The organism is Quisquiliibacterium transsilvanicum (assembly GCF_014202215.1).
GTDB classification, from domain to species: domain Bacteria; phylum Pseudomonadota; class Gammaproteobacteria; order Burkholderiales; family Burkholderiaceae_E; genus Quisquiliibacterium; species Quisquiliibacterium transsilvanicum.
The window spans coordinates 559,306-575,906 of the sequence record NZ_JACHGB010000001.1; the positions used below are offsets into that span (position 1 = coordinate 559,306).

13 protein-coding genes are annotated in these 16,601 nt (G+C 70.6%); 8 read left to right on the plus strand and 5 right to left on the minus strand.

Features of this window, described 5'->3' with window-relative positions; genetic code table 11:
- Window positions 1–6 precede the first annotated feature (6 nt).
- Window positions 7–753: a 30S ribosomal protein S2 gene (gene rpsB, locus HNQ70_RS02545; protein ID WP_183963929.1), complete on the minus strand. Its 747-nt coding sequence runs from the start codon at window positions 751–753 to the stop codon at window positions 7–9.
- 201 nt (window positions 754–954) lie between these two features.
- On the opposite strand from rpsB, the gene map reads away from it, so the two are divergent.
- Complete coding sequence (gene map, locus HNQ70_RS02550) at window positions 955–1,764, plus strand: type I methionyl aminopeptidase (protein WP_246434555.1); 810 nt, start codon at window positions 955–957, stop codon at window positions 1,762–1,764.
- Between the two features lie 16 nt (window positions 1,765–1,780).
- On the plus strand, window positions 1,781–4,342 hold the full coding sequence (locus tag HNQ70_RS02555) for a [protein-PII] uridylyltransferase (protein WP_246434634.1): 2,562 nt from the start codon (window positions 1,781–1,783) through the stop codon (window positions 4,340–4,342).
- Window positions 4,343–4,360: 18 nt separating this feature from the next.
- Here the strand turns inward: HNQ70_RS02555 and HNQ70_RS02560 are convergent, their stop codons facing one another.
- Genes HNQ70_RS02560 through smc form a run of 4 tightly spaced genes read right to left on the minus strand, consistent with a single transcriptional unit; the run spans window position 4,361 to window position 11,858 of the window.
- A complete protein-coding gene (locus HNQ70_RS02560) occupies window positions 4,361–5,116 on the minus strand; it encodes an S-methyl-5'-thioinosine phosphorylase (RefSeq protein ID WP_183963931.1) in 756 nt (251 codons plus the stop codon).
- Window positions 5,113–7,248: an NAD-dependent DNA ligase LigA gene (gene ligA / locus HNQ70_RS02565; RefSeq protein ID WP_183963932.1), complete on the minus strand. Its 2,136-nt coding sequence runs from the start codon at window positions 7,246–7,248 to the stop codon at window positions 5,113–5,115. The genes HNQ70_RS02560 and ligA overlap by 4 nt, the downstream gene beginning before the upstream one ends.
- A gap of 6 nt (window positions 7,249–7,254) precedes the next feature.
- Window positions 7,255–8,343, minus strand: coding sequence for a cell division protein ZipA C-terminal FtsZ-binding domain-containing protein (locus HNQ70_RS02570; protein WP_183963933.1), 1,089 nt, complete (start codon window positions 8,341–8,343; stop codon window positions 7,255–7,257).
- Entirely contained in the window at window positions 8,343–11,858 is a 3,516-nt protein-coding gene (gene smc, locus HNQ70_RS02575) for a chromosome segregation protein SMC (RefSeq protein ID WP_183963934.1), read from the minus strand. Before smc ends, HNQ70_RS02570 begins: the two co-directional genes overlap by 1 nt.
- Window positions 11,859–12,063: 205 nt before the next feature.
- Between smc and queF the strand changes: the two genes are divergently transcribed.
- The 6 genes from queF to dapE are packed head-to-tail and all read left to right on the plus strand — an operon-like array spanning window position 12,064 to window position 16,600.
- A complete protein-coding gene (gene queF, locus HNQ70_RS02580; protein ID WP_183963936.1) occupies window positions 12,064–12,483 on the plus strand; it encodes a preQ(1) synthase in 420 nt (139 codons plus the stop codon).
- A 39-nt stretch (window positions 12,484–12,522) separates the two neighbouring features.
- Entirely contained in the window at window positions 12,523–13,731 is a 1,209-nt protein-coding gene (gene dapC / locus HNQ70_RS02585; protein ID WP_183963938.1) for a succinyldiaminopimelate transaminase, read from the plus strand.
- Window positions 13,728–13,886 (plus strand): hypothetical protein, encoded by a 159-nt coding sequence (locus HNQ70_RS02590; protein WP_183963940.1) that lies wholly within the window; start codon window positions 13,728–13,730, stop codon window positions 13,884–13,886. Before dapC ends, HNQ70_RS02590 begins: the two co-directional genes overlap by 4 nt.
- Window positions 13,887–13,923: 37 nt before the next feature.
- Window positions 13,924–15,099, plus strand: a complete 1,176-nt coding sequence (locus HNQ70_RS02595; RefSeq protein ID WP_183963942.1) for a PilT/PilU family type 4a pilus ATPase — start codon at window positions 13,924–13,926, stop codon at window positions 15,097–15,099.
- Window positions 15,099–15,464, plus strand: coding sequence for an arsenate reductase (locus tag HNQ70_RS02600; protein ID WP_183963944.1), 366 nt, complete (start codon window positions 15,099–15,101; stop codon window positions 15,462–15,464). The genes HNQ70_RS02595 and HNQ70_RS02600 overlap by 1 nt, the downstream gene beginning before the upstream one ends.
- Window positions 15,461–16,600, plus strand: a complete 1,140-nt coding sequence (gene dapE, locus HNQ70_RS02605) for a succinyl-diaminopimelate desuccinylase (RefSeq protein ID WP_183963946.1) — start codon at window positions 15,461–15,463, stop codon at window positions 16,598–16,600. The genes HNQ70_RS02600 and dapE overlap by 4 nt, the downstream gene beginning before the upstream one ends.
- Window position 16,601 lies beyond the last annotated feature (1 nt).

The window sequence follows — 16,601 nt, forward strand, 5'->3', positions numbered from 1 at the left end:
CGTCGGTCAGGCCTGCTCGCCCTCGACCTCGACGAACTCCTCGCCGCTGTCGGGTGCGACGATTTCCTGCAGCGATGCGTTGCGGCCTTCGAGCACCGCATCGGCAACGCCACGGGCGTACAGGCGGATCGCCTTGCCGGAGTCATCGTTGCCCGGGATGACGTAGTCGATGCCCAGCGGCGAGTGGTTGGTGTCGACCACGCCGACGATCGGGATGCCGAGCTTGACGGCCTCGGTGATCGCGATCTTGTGATAGCCGACGTCGATCACGAAGATCGCGTCGGGCAGGCCGCCCATGTCCTTGATGCCGCCGATGCTCTGCTCGAGCTTGGTCATCTCGCGCTGGAACATCAGCGCTTCCTTCTTGGACATGCGCTCGACGCCGCCGTCGGCCAGCGTGACTTCCATGTCCTTCAGGCGCTTGATCGAGGTCTTGACCGTCTTGAAGTTGGTGAGCATGCCGCCCAGCCAGCGCTGGTCGACGAAGGGCATGCCGGCGCGGGCAGCTTCCTCGGCGACGATCTCGCGTGCCTGGCGCTTGGTGCCAACGAACAGGACGGTGCCGCGGTTGGCCGAGAGCTGGCGAACGAACTTCGAGGCCTCCTGGAATTTGACCAGGGTCTTCTCGAGGTTGACGATGTGGATCTTGTTGCGGTGGCCGAAGATGAAGGGGGCCATCTTCGGGTTCCAGAAGCGGGTCTGGTGGCCGAAATGGACACCCGCTTCCAGCATTTCGCGCATGGTGACGGACATGAATTGATACTCCGATCAGGGTTTGGACTGACGCACCCGCGTGCCGCTGCCCGCCCCTGACGGGGCAGACTTCGTGAGGCTGCCTTCCTGAGGCGGCCATTCATGAAGCCTTTTGGGGGCTGCGGACCCTCGATTCCGGGCGCGCGCTTTTTCAGCCCTGCATCCTCAGAAAAGACGCAGCAGCTAACCTATAATCATAGCATGACGATCGAAATCAAAACCAGCGAAGACATCGCCGCGATGCGAGTGGCCTGCCGGCTCGCATCCGAGGTGCTCGACTACATCACTCCGTTCGTGAAGCCGGGGGTCACGACCGGCGAGCTCGACCGGCTCTGCCACGACTACATGGTCAACGAGCAGGGCTCGGTGCCCGCGCCGCTGAACTATGCGCCGCCCGGCTACCGCCCCTTCCCGAAATCGATCTGCACCTCGGTCAACCACCAGGTCTGCCACGGCATTCCCGGCGACAAGGTCCTGAAGAACGGGGACGTCCTCAACATCGACATCACCGTGATCAAGGACGGCTACCACGGCGACACCAGCCGCATGTTCTTCGTGGGCCAGCCCTCCGTGGCTGCCCGCCGGCTGTGCGAGGTCACCTACGAATGCATGTGGCTGGGCATCGAGCAGGTGCGCCCGGGCGCCACGGTGGGCGACATCGGCCACGCCATCCAGCGCCACGCCGAGGCCAGCGGCTTCTCGGTGGTGCGCGAGTTCTGCGGGCACGGCATCGGCAAGCGCTTTCACGAGGAACCGCAGATCCTTCATTATGGGCGCCCCGGCACCGGCGAGCGCTTCGAGGCCGGAATGATCTTCACCGTCGAGCCGATGATCAATGCCGGGCGCCGCGAGATCCGCGACCTGGCCGACGGCTGGACCATCGTCACCAAGGACCATAGCCTCTCCGCCCAGTGGGAGCACACGGTGCTGGTGACCGACTCTGGCTTCGAGGTGCTGACGGCATCGGCGGGCACGCCCGCGCGGCCGTCGCTGCCCGCCCGCGCCGCCTGAGCCCGCCGTGACGGGTCTGGAGTCGCAGGCACTCGGCCGGCTGCGCATCGCGCACCGGCGGCAGTCCGACGAACTGATCGACGCCTTCCGCAGCGACCTCGACCCCGACCGCCTGGTGCGCGGACTGTGCGCCGTCACCGACGCGACGGTCAGGGAGCTCTGGAGCGGCACCGGGCTGGCCCGCGGCGCGCTGATCGCAGCGGTCGGCGGCTACGGGCGCGGCGAGATCTTCCCGCACTCCGACGTCGACCTGCTGATCCTCACTGCGGCAGCGCCGGACCCCGCCCAGCGCGCGGCGATCGAGGCCTTCGTCGGCGGCTGCTGGGATGCGGGCCTGGCGATCGGTCACAGCGTGCGCACGCTTGACGAATGCGTGCACGAGGCTGCGGCGGACATCACCGTGCAGACCAGCGTGCTGGAGGCGCGCCTGCTCGCCGGCAGCCGCACGCTGTTCGATCGGATGACCCAGAGCCTGGCCGCGCAGCGCGATCCTGGCGCCTTCTTCCGCGCCAAGCGCGCGGAGATGCGGCAGCGGCACGTGAAGTACGAAGACACGCCGTACAGCCTCGAGCCGAACACGAAGGAGAGCCCCGGCGGGCTGCGCGACCTGCACGTGGTCATGTGGGCGGCACGCGCCGCCGGCTTCGGGCGGCGCTGGAACGACCTCGCGCTCAGGGGCCTGGCCACCGTCGAGGAGGCGCGTGCGCTGGCCCGCAGCGAGCGCATCCTCAAGCGGATGCGGGCCTGCCTTCACATCGTCGCCGGCCGTCGCGAAGACCGGCTGGTGTTCGACCTGCAGGCGCAGGTCGCCGCGATGCACAACCTCGATCGAGGCGATGCCCGGCGCGCTTCCGAGGACCTGATGACGCGCTACTTCCGCGCGGCCAAGCAGGTCACCCAGCTCAACGCGATCCTGCTGCAGAACCTGGACGCGGCGCTGTTCCCGCAGGTGGGTGGCGCCCCCGAGCGCATCGATCCCGAGTTCCAGAGCCGGCGCGGGCTGCTCGATGCGATCGACCCCGACCTGTTCCAACGCGATCCGTCGGCCATCCTGCGCGCCTTCCTGGTCGTCGAGCAGCACCCGGATCTGCAGGGAATGACCGCGCCGACGCTGCGCGCGATCTGGCATGCGCGGCTGCGCATCGACGCCGCCTTCCGGCGCGATCCTGCCAACCGGGCGCTGTTCCTGGCCATCCTGCAGCAGCCGCGCGGCGTGACCCGCGCGCTCAGGCGGATGAACCAGTGGTCGGTGCTCGGGCGCTACCTGCCGGCGTTCCGGCGCATCGTGGGGCGCATGCAGCACGACCTGTTCCACGTCTATACCGTGGACCAGCACATCCTGATGGTGGTGCGCAACCTGCGGCGCTTCGCACTCGACGAGCACGTCCACGAGTACCCCTTCTGCAGCCAGCTGATGGCGGCCTTCCCGAAGCGGTGGCTGCTGTATCTGGCCGCTCTCTTCCACGACATCGCCAAGGGACGCGGCGGCGACCACTCGAAGCTGGGTCGTGGCGACGCCGCGCGCTTCTGCCGGCTGCACGGGCTGACTGCCGAGGACGCTTCGCTGGTGGAGTTCCTGGTCGAGCAGCACCTGACCATGTCCTCGGTGGCGCAGAAGCAGGACCTCTCCGATCCCGAGGTGGTGATGCGCTTCGCGCGGCTGGTCGGCACCGAGGAGCGGCTGGTCGCGCTCTACCTGCTGACCGTCGCCGACGTCCGCGGCACCAGCCCGAAGGTCTGGAACGCCTGGAAGGGCAAGCTGCTGCAGGACCTGTTCGAGATGACGCGGCGCGCGCTCGAAGGCGAGGCGCCGGAGGCTGGTTCGCGGGTCGACGCCCTGCGCCGCGAGGCCCGCAAGACGCTGAACCTGTACGCGCTCTCGGAAGAACGCTACGAGCAGTTCTGGTCCAGGCTGGACGTCACCTACTTCCTGCGCAACGATGCCAATGACGTCGCGTGGCACACCCGCGTGCTGCATTCCAGGGTCGACACCACCGTGCCGGTGGTGCGCGCGCGTCTGGCCCCGATCGGCGAGGGCTTCCAGGTGGTGGTCTACCAGCCGGACCAGCCCGACCTGTTCGCCCGGATCTGCGGCTACTTCGACAGCAAGAACCTCTCGGTGCTCGACGCGCGGATCCACACCACGCGCCATGGCTACGCGCTCGACAGTTTCCTGATCGTGGACCCCGTGGATCGGGCCTCGCACTACCGGGACATCCTCACGCTGGTGGAAGCCGAGCTCGCGGAACGACTGGCCCGGGGCACCCCGCTGGCGCCACCGGTGCTGGGCCGCAGCTCGCGCCGCTCGCGCAACTTCCCGATCGAACCGCGCGTGGAACTGCGCCCGGACGAGCGCGGCAGGCACCACCTGCTGTCGGTCACCGCCAACGACCGCACCGGGCTGCTCTACAGCATCGCCCGCGTGCTCAGCGAGCACGGGGTCGAGCTCTCCACGGCCCGAATCACCACGCTGGGCGAGCGGGTGGAGGACGTGTTCCTGGTCCAGGGATCTGAACTGGCCTCACCGAAGGCGGTGTTGCGCCTCGAGAACGAGATCCTCGCGGCCGTCCAGCCCTGAGGTGCGGGACGGGGGGAATCAGCCCCCCCTGGCGCCCAGCCGGACGAACTCCGACAGGATGGCGCGCACCCGTACCATGGCCTGCTCGACCGCCAGCGTGATGGCATCCAGCGAAACCTCGCGGCTGCTGTCGCCCTTGCCTGCCGCATGGTTGGCCACCACCGCGAGCGCCGCGTAGGGCAGCCCGAGCTCGCGCGCGAGCACCGCCTCCGGCATTCCGGTCATCCCCACCAGATCGCAGCCGTCGCGCTCCATCATCCGGATCTCGGCGGCGGTCTCCAGCCGGGGCCCCTGCGTGCACCCGTAGACGCCCGAGGGCACCATCGTCTCGCCGAGGTCCTGAGCCGCGCGCGCCAGCAGCCCGCGCACCTGGTCGTCGTAGGGCCAGGTGAAGTCGACGTGGACCACCGGCTGGCCGGGTCCCTCGAAGAAGGTGCAGCAGCGGCCAGTGGTGTAGTCGATGATCTGGTCCGGCAGCACCAGCGTGCCCGGGCCGAAGTCGTCGCGGATGCCCCCCACCGTGGCCACCGACACCACCCCGTCGACGCCGGTCTGCTTGAGCGCCCAGATGTTCGCGCGGTAGTTGATCTCATGGGGCGCCAGCGTATGGCCGTAGCCGTGGCGCGCAAGGAAGACCAGGTCCACCCCGTCCAGGGTGCCATGCGTCAGCGGGCAGGAAGGGTCGCCCCAGGGCGTGCGCACCACCTGCCGGCGCGCGTCGCGCAGTTCGGCAAGCCGCGCAAGGCCGCTGCCGCCGATGATCCCGAACTTCATGCGTTCTCCTGTCCGATCATTCTGATGAGCGCCGGCTCGTCGATCACGGGGATCCCGAGCTCGCGCGCGCGTTCGAGCTTGCTGCCGGCGGCCTCGCCGGCCAGCAGGTAGCCGGTCTTGCGCGACACCGCCGAGGCCACGGTTCCGCCGTGGGCGCGGATCAGCTCGGCGGCCTGCTCCCGGCTCATGCCGGGCAGCGTTCCCGTGATCACGAAACTGGCGCCGCCGAGCGCCCCGCCCTGTTCGGCGCGCGCGCTTGCCCAGCGCACGCCCGCCGCGCGCAGGCCGTCGATGACCTCGCGGTTGTGCGGCTCGGCGAAGAAGCGCTGCAGGCTGTCGGTGATCTCGGGCCCGATGCCCTCCAGCGGCACGATTGCCGGCGCTTCGCCCCGGCTGCGCCGGCGCGCGTTCTCCTTCTGCAGCGCGGCCTTCTCCGCCTGCCGCGCCGGCCAGTCCTCGGCCAGCAGGACATCGAGGTCGCCGTACTCGGCGGCCAGCTGGCGGGCAACCTCCTCGCCGACCAGCCGGATGCCCAGCGCGAAGAGGAAGCGCGCCAGCGAGCTGTCCTTGGATCGCTCGATCGCGGCAACCAGGTTGGCCGCGGATTTCTCCCCCATCCGGTCGAGGCCGGCGAGGGTCGCCGCGTCGAGCCGGTAAAGGTCCGCCGGCGTCTTGACCATTCCCGCATCGACCAGCTGTTCCACCAGCCGCTCGCCGAGGCCCTCGATGTCCATCGCCCGCCTCTGTGCGTAATGCAGCAGGGCCTGCTTGCGCTGGGCCGAGCAGTACAGGCCGCCGACGCAGCGCCAGGCGGCGGCGCCGTCGTCGCGCACCGCGGCCGATCCGCACACCGGGCAGCTCGCGGGCATCTCGAAGGGGCGCAGGCGCGCCGCGAACTCCGGCGACCCGGCCGGCGGACGCAGTTCCGGCAGCGCGCGCACCACCTCGGGGATGACGTCGCCCGCGCGTCGCACGACCACGGTGTCGCCGATCAGCAGATCCTTGCGGCGGATCTCGTCCTCGTTGTGCAGCGTGGCGTTCGACACCGTGGTGCCGCCGACGAAGACCGGCCGAAGGCGCGCCACCGGGGTCAGCACGCCGGTGCGCCCTACCTGGATCTCGATGTCCAGCAGCTCGGTCACCGCCTCCTCGGCGGGGAACTTGTGCGCGATCGCGAAGCGCGGCGCGCGGGCGACGAAGCCCAGCCGCTCGTGCCAGGCCAGCCGGTCGACCTTGTAGACCACTCCGTCGATGTCATAGGGAAGCCGCGCGCGGCCCGACTGCATCTCGCGGTAGAAGCCGAGCAGCGCCTGCGGGCCGCGCAGCACCCGGCGCTCGGCGCCGACCGGCAGGCCGAGCGCGACCAGCCAGTCGAGCAGGCCGGCATGGGTTTCGGGCTCGGCGGCGCCGTCGAGTTCGCCGACCCCGTAGGCGAAGAACCGCAGCGGCCGCGCAGCGGTCATCGCGGGATCGAGCTGGCGCAGCGAACCCGCCGCCGCGTTGCGCGGATTGACGAACTCGCGCTCGCCGCTCGCACGCTGGCGGGCGTTCATCCGCTCGAAATCCGCCTTGTACATGAGCGCCTCGCCGCGCACCTCGATCAGCGCTGGCGCCGCCCCGCGCAGCCGCAGCGGCACCGCGCGGATGGTTCGGACGTTGGCGGTCACGTCCTCGCCGGTGCTGCCGTCGCCACGCGTGGCGGCGGAAACCAGCCGGCCGCCCTCGTAGCGCAGCGACAGCGCCAGGCCGTCGTACTTGAGTTCGCCGCAGTAGTCGATCTGGGCGTCGGGCGGGAGGAGATCGCCGAGCAGCTCGCTGGCCCGGCGGTCGAAGGCGAGCACTTCGTCGTCGTCGAAGGCATTGTTCAGCGACAGCATCGGAATCGCGTGCCGCACGGAACCGAAGCCGGCCTGCGGGGCCGCGCCCACCCGCTGCGTCGGGGAGTCGTCCGTCGCCAGCTCCGGGTGGTCCCGCTCCAGGTCCTGCAGCTCGCGAAAGGCCCGGTCGTACTCGGCATCGGGAACCGAAGGCGAGTCGAGGACGTAGTACTCATGGTTCCAGCGCTCGATCCGATCGCGCAGCCGCGCCGCTCGATCACGCGGATCGGACCTTTCCCCGGGAGCGTCAGCCATGCCCACTCAGTTGAACAACCGGAGCGCGAGCGGCGAGCCCGCGTCGATACCGATCATCGCCAGCCGTTCCTGACGCGTGGCGATCTGCTGGCCAATGCGCTCGAGCTCGGCGTCCGCCAGCGGCCGGCCGGCATCGTCCACCAGCCTGCCGCCCAGCCGCTGCGCGCACAGCTGCGCACAGGCCACCATCTCGGTCCAGGGCGAGTGTTCGGCCGGTGCGCGCGGCACGTCGAGCAGCAGCGACAGCCGGTTGGGCGCGTCGGTCAGCGCCAGCGAAAACAGCACCTCCCCCTGGGGGCCAAGCCGCGCATACCGGTTGTTGCCTCGCTCCACGCAGGAGGTCTCGCCGGCAAGCCTTGCGAGGTCGGCCAGCCCGAGCGGCTCGGGCGATTCGACGCCAATGCCGAGTTGCGCGTCCAGGCTGGCGCAGACCTCGTCGAGTTCGCGCGCCCTGGCCAGGACCGGCCCCATTTCGGGCGCAGCGGCCAGTGCGGAAAGCTGGTCGGCGAGCGCCTGCACCCCGGCTGCGAAATCGGAGAACTCCATCGCGTTCAGCGGCCCGTTCCGGTTGGCCAGCAGCACGCCGACCCGCACCAGGTCGAAGTGCGCGCCCGTCGAGGGAGCGCGCCACTGCGGAGCCCCCTGCGCGACCGGCGCCGGGGCGTCGGACAGGAACTCGTCGCCGTCACCTTGCGGCGCAGGCGGCGGCGAGGACCGCACGGCCTCCACGACCACCGGCTTGCCGCCGGCGCGGCGAAAGCCGCTGGCGAGCGCGATCAGCCGCTCTCCGGAGACCAGCGAAGGCAGTGCGAGCTCGACGATGCAATCGGTGCGCGAATCCAGCACCGCAACCACCAAGGCTCGCGGACCGGCGGCAGCGGCGGCATCCTCGGCGACCGGCTCCGGCACCGGCGCGGCGCCAGCCCCCAGTGAGGGCTCGGCGCGCGGGGGCGAACCGGCGGCGTCGCGGGCGCCCGCGCCCCTGGCAAGCTTGCCGCCCGGACTCCGGCTGCGGCCAATCCACCAGTTGTAGCCGAATACCGCGGCGATCGCGGCGAGCGCCAGCAGGAGCAGGCTCAGCGTCAGTGAACTCATCAGGCTGCCTCCGCCATCCGCGATGCGGCCTCGAGATCGACGGCAACGATGCGCGACACCCCGCGCTCCTGCATCGTCACGCCGACCAGCTGCTGGGCCAGTTCCATCGCGATCTTGTTGTGAGTGATGAAGACGAACTGGGTCTGGTCGGACATCCGCCGGACCATGTCCGCGTAGCGTTCGGTGTTCGCGTCGTCCAGCGGCGCGTCGACTTCGTCGAGCAGGCAGAATGGCGCGGGGTTGAGCTGGAACATCGCGAACACCAGCGCGATGGCGGTGAGCGCCTTCTCACCGCCGGACAGCAGGTGGATCGAGGTGTTGCGCTTGCCGGGAGGCTGCGCCATCACCTGGACGCCCGCGTCGAGGATCTCGTCGCCGGTGAGGATCAGCCGGGCCTCGCCGCCGCCGAACAGCTCCGGAAACAGCTTGCCGAACTCCCGGTTGACGGTGTCGTAGGTCTGCTGGAGAAGCTCGCGGGTCTCGCGATCGATGCGGCGGATTGCATCCTCGAGCGTGGAGATCGCCTCGTTCAGGTCAGCGGACTGGTCGTCGAGGAAGCGCTTGCGCTCGCTGGACACCGTCAGCTCGTCGAGGGCGGCGAGATTGACCGCGCCCAGCGCGGCGATGGCGTTGGCCAGGCGGGTGACCTCGCCCTGAAGCCAGGACGCCTTCGGCGGCTCCGGGAAGGCAGCCCGCAGAGCTTCCTCGTCGGCCCCGGCGCCGGCCAGCTGTTCATCGAACTGCCCGGCGCTCAGCCGGGCCGCCTGCTCCTCGAGCTGCAGCTCGGTGACGCGCCGGCGCAGCGGCTCCTGCTCGCGCTCGGTCCGCAGCCGCTGCTCGTCGAGTTCCCGCAGCGAGCCGGTGAGCTCGTCCAGCCGCTGCCGCGCAGCCGACAGTGCCGTCTCCTCGCGGTGGCGCGCATCGAGCGCCGCGTCGAGCCGCTGTCGCGCGGTCGCGTCGGAGAGCTCCGACAGGCGGGATTCGCACTGCTCCCGCTCCGCGGCGCCCTGCTGCCCGAGCCGCTCGGCCTGCTCGATCCTGGCATCGAGGCGTTCGATGCGTCCCTGGATCTCACGGATCGCGAACGATGCCTCCTGCGCGGCGCGCTCCGCCTGGCGCAGGGCGTCCCGGCGCTGGCCAAGCCCGCGGTCCGCGTCCTCGAGCGCCAGCGACAGGTCTTCGGCATGCTGCTGGCGCTCGGCGAGTTCGGCATCGAGCCGCTCGAAGGCGGCCGCCTCGTCCTCGATCACCCGCGTGGCGGCCTCGATCGCCTGCTCCACCTCGGCGAGTTCGTTGCCGATCCGCGCACGCGCCTGGCTGGCCCGCTCGAGCTGCTGCTCGATCCGCTGGGCGTCGAGCCGCAGCGCGGAGAGCTGGCGCAGCGCGGCGTTGTGCTCGTCGCGCACCGAACCCAGCGCAGCGACCAGCTCCGTGGTCCGGGCCTCGGCACGGGCAGCCGCGGCGCGGGCCTCGTCGGCGATCAGGTGCTGGGCCCGGAGTTCGCGCCCGAGGTGCTCGAGCTCGTGCTGCCGCGACAGGATGCCTTCCCGCTCGGAATCGGGCGCGTACATCTGGATCGACAGCCGTCCCACCACGTGCCCCGCCCGGGTGACGAAGCGCTCGCCCGGGGGCAGCTCGCCGCGGCGGGCGACTGCCTCGTCGAAATCGTCGGCGGCGTGGAGCCCCTGCAACCAGTCGGCCAGCAGCGACTGCAGCCCGGACTCGGTGGCGCGCACCACCTCCAGCAACGGCCGCAGACCCGGCGCGGCGGCCGACGGCGCCGCCAGCGTCTGCGGGCTGAAGAAGGCGACCTTCGCGGGCGGCGCGTCCGCCGCAAGGCCGGCAACGTGCTCCAGCCGGCCCACCTCGAGCGATTCGACCCGCTCGCGCAGCACCGACTCGAGCGCGGTCTCCCAGCCGTCCTCGATGCGCAGCCGCTGCCAGAGCCGAGTCAGCGAGCCCAGGCCGTGGCGCTCGAGCCAGGGACCGATTCGCGCCTGGCTCTGGGCGCGTTCCTGCAGCTGGCGCAGGGCAGCGATGCGCGCCTCGATCTGTGCCAGCCGGGCGTCGGCCTCGCGCAGCCGCTGCTGCGCGGGCGCACGCGCCGCGTCGGCGCTGCGCCAGGCCTCGTCGGCCGCGGCCAGCCGCTCGGCGCTCTCGTGCTCGCGCGCCTCGGCGGCCGCGAGCTCCTCGCGCATCGAGTCCAGCTGCGCTTCCGGCGGCGCCTGCACCGCCGCGTCCTCGCCCTGCAGCCGCTCGCGGCGGCGCCGAGCATCTTCCAGCGCTCGCTCCGCGCCGCGCTGCCGGGTCGCCGAAAGCTCGATGGCCTGGCGAGTGGCCAGCGCCGTCGAGCGCGCCTCGTCGACCTCGTTGCGCCGCTCGCGCACCGCGGCCTCGACCTCGGGCAGCTGCTCGCCGAGAGCGAGCGCCTGCCGCGCGAGCTCCTCCGCGCGGTCCTCGGCGCCCGCCAGCGACGCGCGCGCGAGCCCGGCGTCGGCGCGTGCCTGCTCGCGGTCCTCGTGCGCCTGCCGGATCTGCGCATCGAGCGCGGCAATCCGCTCGCCGAGCTGCCCCTGAGACTCCACCACGTAGCGGATCTCGGACTCCAGGCGGGCGACCTCGGCGTTGGCGTCATAAAAGCGCCCCTGGGCGGCATGCACCTCGTCGCCGGCGGCGTAGTGGGCGGCGCGCATCGTCTCCAGCTGCGACTCCAGCGAGCGCTGCTCGGCCAGACGGGCGTCGAGCTCCAGCTGCGCCTGCGCGCCCTGCGCCGCGACCTTGCCCTGCAGCGCCAGCGCCTCGTCGCGCCGCACCAGCCAGAGCATCCGCTGGCGCGCCTCGCGGTCGGCCTCCAGGCTGCGGTAGCGCTGCGCAACTTCGGCCTGCCGCTCCAGCTTCTCGAGCTGTGCGTTGAGCTCGCGCAGGATGTCTTCGACGCGGATCAGGTTCTCGCGGGTATCGGAGAGACGATTCTCGGTCTCGCGGCGGCGCTCCTTGTAGCGCGAAATGCCGGCGGCCTCCTCGAGGAACACCCGCAGGTCCTCGGGGCGGGCCTCGATGATCCGCGAGATCATCCCCTGGCCGATGATCGCGTAGGCGCGCGGCCCCAGCCCGGTGCCGAGGAAGATGTCGTGGACGTCCTTGCGGCGCACCACCTGGTTGTTGATGAGGTAGCTGGACTGGCCCTCGCGGGTGAGCACCCGCTTGACCGAGAGTTCGGCGAAGCTGCCCCAGCTGCCGCCGATGCGCCCGAGGGAGTTGTCGAAGACGAGTTCGACCGAGGCGCGCGATGCCGGCTTGCGCTCGGACGAGCCGCTGAAGATCACGTCCTGCATCGACTCGCCGCGCAGCTCAGAGGCGCGCGACTCGCCAAGCACCCAGCGCACCGCGTCCATGATGTTGGACTTGCCGCAGCCGTTGGGGCCGACCACACCCACCAGCTGGCTCGGAACCTCGAACGAGGTCGGGTCGGCGAAGGACTTGAAGCCAGCGAGCTTGAACTGTTTGAGCCGCACGCGGGGAACCTCGGGACGACGATCGGGCAGGCAGAAACGCGAAAAGCCATGACCGAGGCCGCGTGGGCGCCCCGGTCAGGGCTTCGGGGTCCCTATAATATCACCCGCTCCCGAGCGCCCCGCCGGCCTGCCAGGCCCGAGACGCTTCCGATTCCAGGCCATGCCCGCCGGCCGGGCGCCGGCCCCCCGACTTCTGCCGCCCGCCATGCCTTCGCTTCCGTCAAAGACCATCGAAACCTTCCCGAATCCGAACCCGGAGCGGGACTATCGCGTCCACATCGAGGTGCCCGAGTTCACCTGCCTGTGCCCGCTGACCGGCCAGCCGGACTTCGCCACCATCACCATCGATTACATACCCGACAAGCGCAACCTCGAGCTCAAGAGCCTCAAGCTCTACATGTGGTCCTTCCGTGACGAGGGCGCTTTCCACGAGGCGGTCACCAACCGCATCCTGGGCGACCTGGCCGGAGCGACCAAGCCGCGCTTCATGAGGCTCACTGCGAAGTGGTACGTGCGCGGCGGCATCTTCACCACGGTCGTGGCCGAGCACCGCAAGCGCGGCTGGAAGCCTGCGCCCCGGGTCGAGCTCGACGCCATGGAAGGCGGTAGGAGCATTCGTGGCTGAGCGCTCGCGCCCCATCAAACCTCCGGTCGGAACCGCGCCTTGAACCCGCTCCTCGAAAAACTTCAGCCCTACCCCTTCGAGCGCATGGCAGCGCTGCTCGCGGGCGTGCAGCCCGATGCCGGCCATGCGCCGGTGAACCTCTCCATCGGCGAACCGAAGCACCCGACCCCGCCGGTGATCACCGACGCGATGGCCGCTGCCTTCGGGGGGCTGGCCAGCTACCCCGCCACCGCGGGCGGGCCCGAGCTGCGCGCGGCAATCGCCGGCTGGCTGCGCCGCCGCTATCGCCTCGATGCGTTCGACCCGCAGACCCAGGTGCTGCCGGTGAACGGCTCGCGCGAAGCGCTGTTCGCCTTTGCGCAGACGGTGATCGACCCGCGCGCGGGCGCAGTGGTCGTCTGCCCCAACCCCTTCTATCAGATCTACGAGGGCGCCGCGCTGCTGGCCGGCGCCAGCGTCCACTACGTCGAGCAGTCGCCCGAGAAGGGCCTGCGCTGCGACTGGGGCGCGGTCCCCGATGAGGTCTGGGCGCGCACCCAGCTGCTCTACGTGTGCTCGCCCGGCAATCCCACCGGGACGGTGATGCCGCTGGACGAATGGCGGCTGCTGTTCGCGCTCGCCGACCGTCACGGCTTCGCGATCGCCGCCGACGAGTGCTACTCGGAGATCTACCTCGACGAGAACGCTCCGCCGCTGGGCTCGCTGGAGGCTGCGCAGGCGCTGGGCCGGCACGACTACCGCGGACTGGTGGCCTTCTCCAGCCTCTCCAAGCGCTCGAACGCGCCCGGGATGCGCTCGGGCTTCGTCGCTGGCGACGCGCGCCTGATCGGCGCGTTCCGCCTGTATCGCACTTACCACGGCAGCGCGATGAGCCCCACGGTGCAGGCGGCCTCGCTGGCCGCCTGGAACGACGAGGCGCATGTCGCGGAGAACCGCAGGCTGTACTGCGAGAAATTCGATGCGCTCGCGCCGCTGCTCGAGGGCGTGCTGGACACCGCACGCCCGCAGGCGGGCTTCTACTTCTGGGCGAAAGTTCCGGGCGGCGACGACCAGGCCTTCGTGCGGGAGCTCTACCGCCGCTTCAACGTGCTGGCGCTGCCGGGCAGTTTCCTCGCGCGCGAGGTCGACGGGCGCAACCCGGGCAGCGGCTTCATCCGCCTCGCCCTCGTCGAGCCACTGGCCCGCTGCCTTGAGGCGGCCGGACGCATTCGCAGCTTCGTCCAGGCCACGGAGCGCGCCGGCGCATGAGCCCTCCCGACGCCACCGCACCCGGCCGCGCCCGTGGCGGATCGCGCGCCCTGGCGCCGACCGTTGCCCCGGCCCGCGCGTTCATCGGCCGCCGGGCCGCCGCGACGCGCGCGCGTGTGAACATCGGCGCCGACGACCTGCCGCGGGGCGGATGAGCCCGCGCGGGCTCATGCATACCCCGGGAGAGCGCACATGGTGATGGATCGGCTGTTTTCGTTGATGGCGGAGAAGAAGGCTTCGGACATCTTCCTTGCCCCCGGGTCCCCGATCCACATCAAGATCAACGGGATGAGCATCCCGGTGAACCAGCAGAAGCTGGACGCCGACGGAGTCGAGCGCCTGCTGCAGGAGATCCTCACCGAGCGCCAGTGGCAAGAGTTCCTCGAGCGGCGCGAGCTCAACGCCGGCTATGGCCTGCGCGGCGTGGGCAGCTTCCGGATCAACGTGTTCCGCCAGCGCGGCGCGCCGGCCTGCGTGGTGCGCTACATCCCGAGCGACATTCCGGCGCTGGAGAGCCTGAACCTGCCGCCGCTGCTCTCCGAGCTCGTGATGGAGAAGCGCGGCCTGATCCTGGTGGTGGGGTCCACCGGCTCGGGCAAGTCGACCACGCTCGCGTCGATGCTCGACCACCGCAACGAGAAGCGCTCCGGGCACATCCTCACTTTCGAGGATCCGATCGAGTTCGTCTTCCGCAACAAGCGCTCCATCGTCAACCAGCGCCAGATCGGCACGGACACCGACTCGCTCGGGGTCGGCCTGAAGAACGCGATGCGCCAGGCCCCCGACTGCATCCTGATCGGCGAGATCCGCGACGTCGAGACGATGTCCGCCGCGATCGCCTATGCGCAGTCCGGCCACCTGGTGCTGTCGACCCTGCATGCGAACAACGCGAACAACGCGCTCAACCGGATCATCAGCTTCTACCAGCCCGAGAACCGGCGGGTGATGATGTCCGACCTCGCCGCCACGCTGCGGGCGATCGTCTCGCAGCGGCTGGTGCGCAACGCTCAGGGCGCGCGCATCCCTGCGGTCGAACTGCTGCTGAACACCCGTCACGTTGCCGAACTGATCGAGCAGGGCCAGCTCACCGAAGTGAAGGACGCGATGGAGAAGAGCCTTGCGCCCGGCTCGCAGACTTTCGAACAGGCGCTGGTGAGGCTGGTGCGCGCGCGGGTGATCTCGCGCGAGGACGCCATCACGAACGCCGACTCCCCCACCAACCTGCTGTGGCTGCTCGAGAACGACGGCGGCAGCGACCCGGCCCCCGCGTCCGGCGCCGCGCCGGCAGCGCTTCCCACGCTGCCCGGTGCACGCCCCGAGCGCGAGCCGGACAGCGCAAGCTTCTCCGAGTTCCTGCTGAACATCTGATGGTCGACACCACCCTGTACGGAATCGAGAACTGCGACCAGGTCAGGCGCGCCCGCCAGTGGCTGCGCAAGCGCGGCGTGCAGGTGCGCTTCCATGATTTCCGCCGCGACGGCCTCGACCGCGCAACGCTCGAGCGCTGGCTGTCCCACCTGCCCTGGGACGCGCTGCTCAACCGGCGCGGACTCGCCTGGCGCAAGCTCGAGCCTGCGCGTCGCGCCCAGGTGGTCGACCAGCCCAGCGCCATCGAAGCGCTGCTCGCCGAGCCGCTGCTCGTCAAGCGCCCCGTCCTCGAGGCGGGTGAGCGGCTGCTGGTGGGCTTTTCCGATCCCGTCTACCTCAACACCTTCGGCGAACCGAACCCATGACCAGCGCAGTGCGCGACCTGACCGAAGCGCTGATCCGGCGCCCCTCCTTGACCCCGGACGACGCCGGCTGCCAGGCGCTGCTGATCCGGCGCCTCGAGCCGCTGGGCTTCGCCTGCGAGACGGTCGAGAGCGGCGGCGTCACCAACCTGTGGGCCATCCGCCGCGGCGGCGTCGCCGGGCCGACCGTGGTGTTCGCGGGCCATACCGACGTGGTCCCGACCGGTCCGCTGGAGCAGTGGACCTCGCCGCCCTTCGAGCCCGCCGAGCGCGACGGCCGCCTCTACGGCAGGGGCGCCGCCGACATGAAGAGTTCGATCGCGGCCTTCGTGGTGGCGGTCGAGGAGGCGATCGGCGCGTCAACGGTGCCCGCGGGCGCCATCGCGCTGCTGATCACCTCCGACGAGGAAGGCCCGGCCACCGACGGCACCGTCAGGCTGGTCGAACTGCTGCGCGCCCGCGGCGAGCGCCTGGACTGCTGCATCGTCGGTGAGCCCACCTCGGTCGCCACGCTGGGCGACACCATCAAGAACGGACGCCGCGGCTCGATGTCCGCGCGGCTCACGGTGCGCGGCGTCCAGGGGCATATCGCCTATCCGCACCTGGCGCGCAATCCGGTGCATCTGTTCGCACCGGCGCTCGCCGAGCTTGCGTCGATCGAATGGGACCGCGGCAACGAGTACTTCCCGCCAACCAGCTGGCAGGTGTCGAACCTTCATGCCGGAACCGGCGCCACCAACGTCATCCCCGGTGAGCTTGCGGTCGACTTCAACTTCCGCTTCTCCACCGCAAGCACCGTGGAGGGGCTGCAGCAGCGCGTGCACGAGCTGCTCGAGCGCCACGGCCTCGACTACGCGATCCAGTGGTCCGTGTCCGGGCTGCCCTTCCTCACCCCGCGCGGCAGCCTGTCCGACGCGCTGTGCGCAGCGATCGAGACCGAGACCGGAGTGAAGACCGAGCTGTCGACCACCGGCGGCACTTCGGACGGGCGCTTCATCGCGGCGGTCTGCCCGCAGGTCGTCGAGTTCGGACCGGTCAACGACACGATCCACAAGATCGACGAGAACATCCTGGTCGCTGCGCTGGAACCTCTGAAAAACGTCTACCGGCGCACCCTCGAGCGCCTGCTGGGGAGCTGAC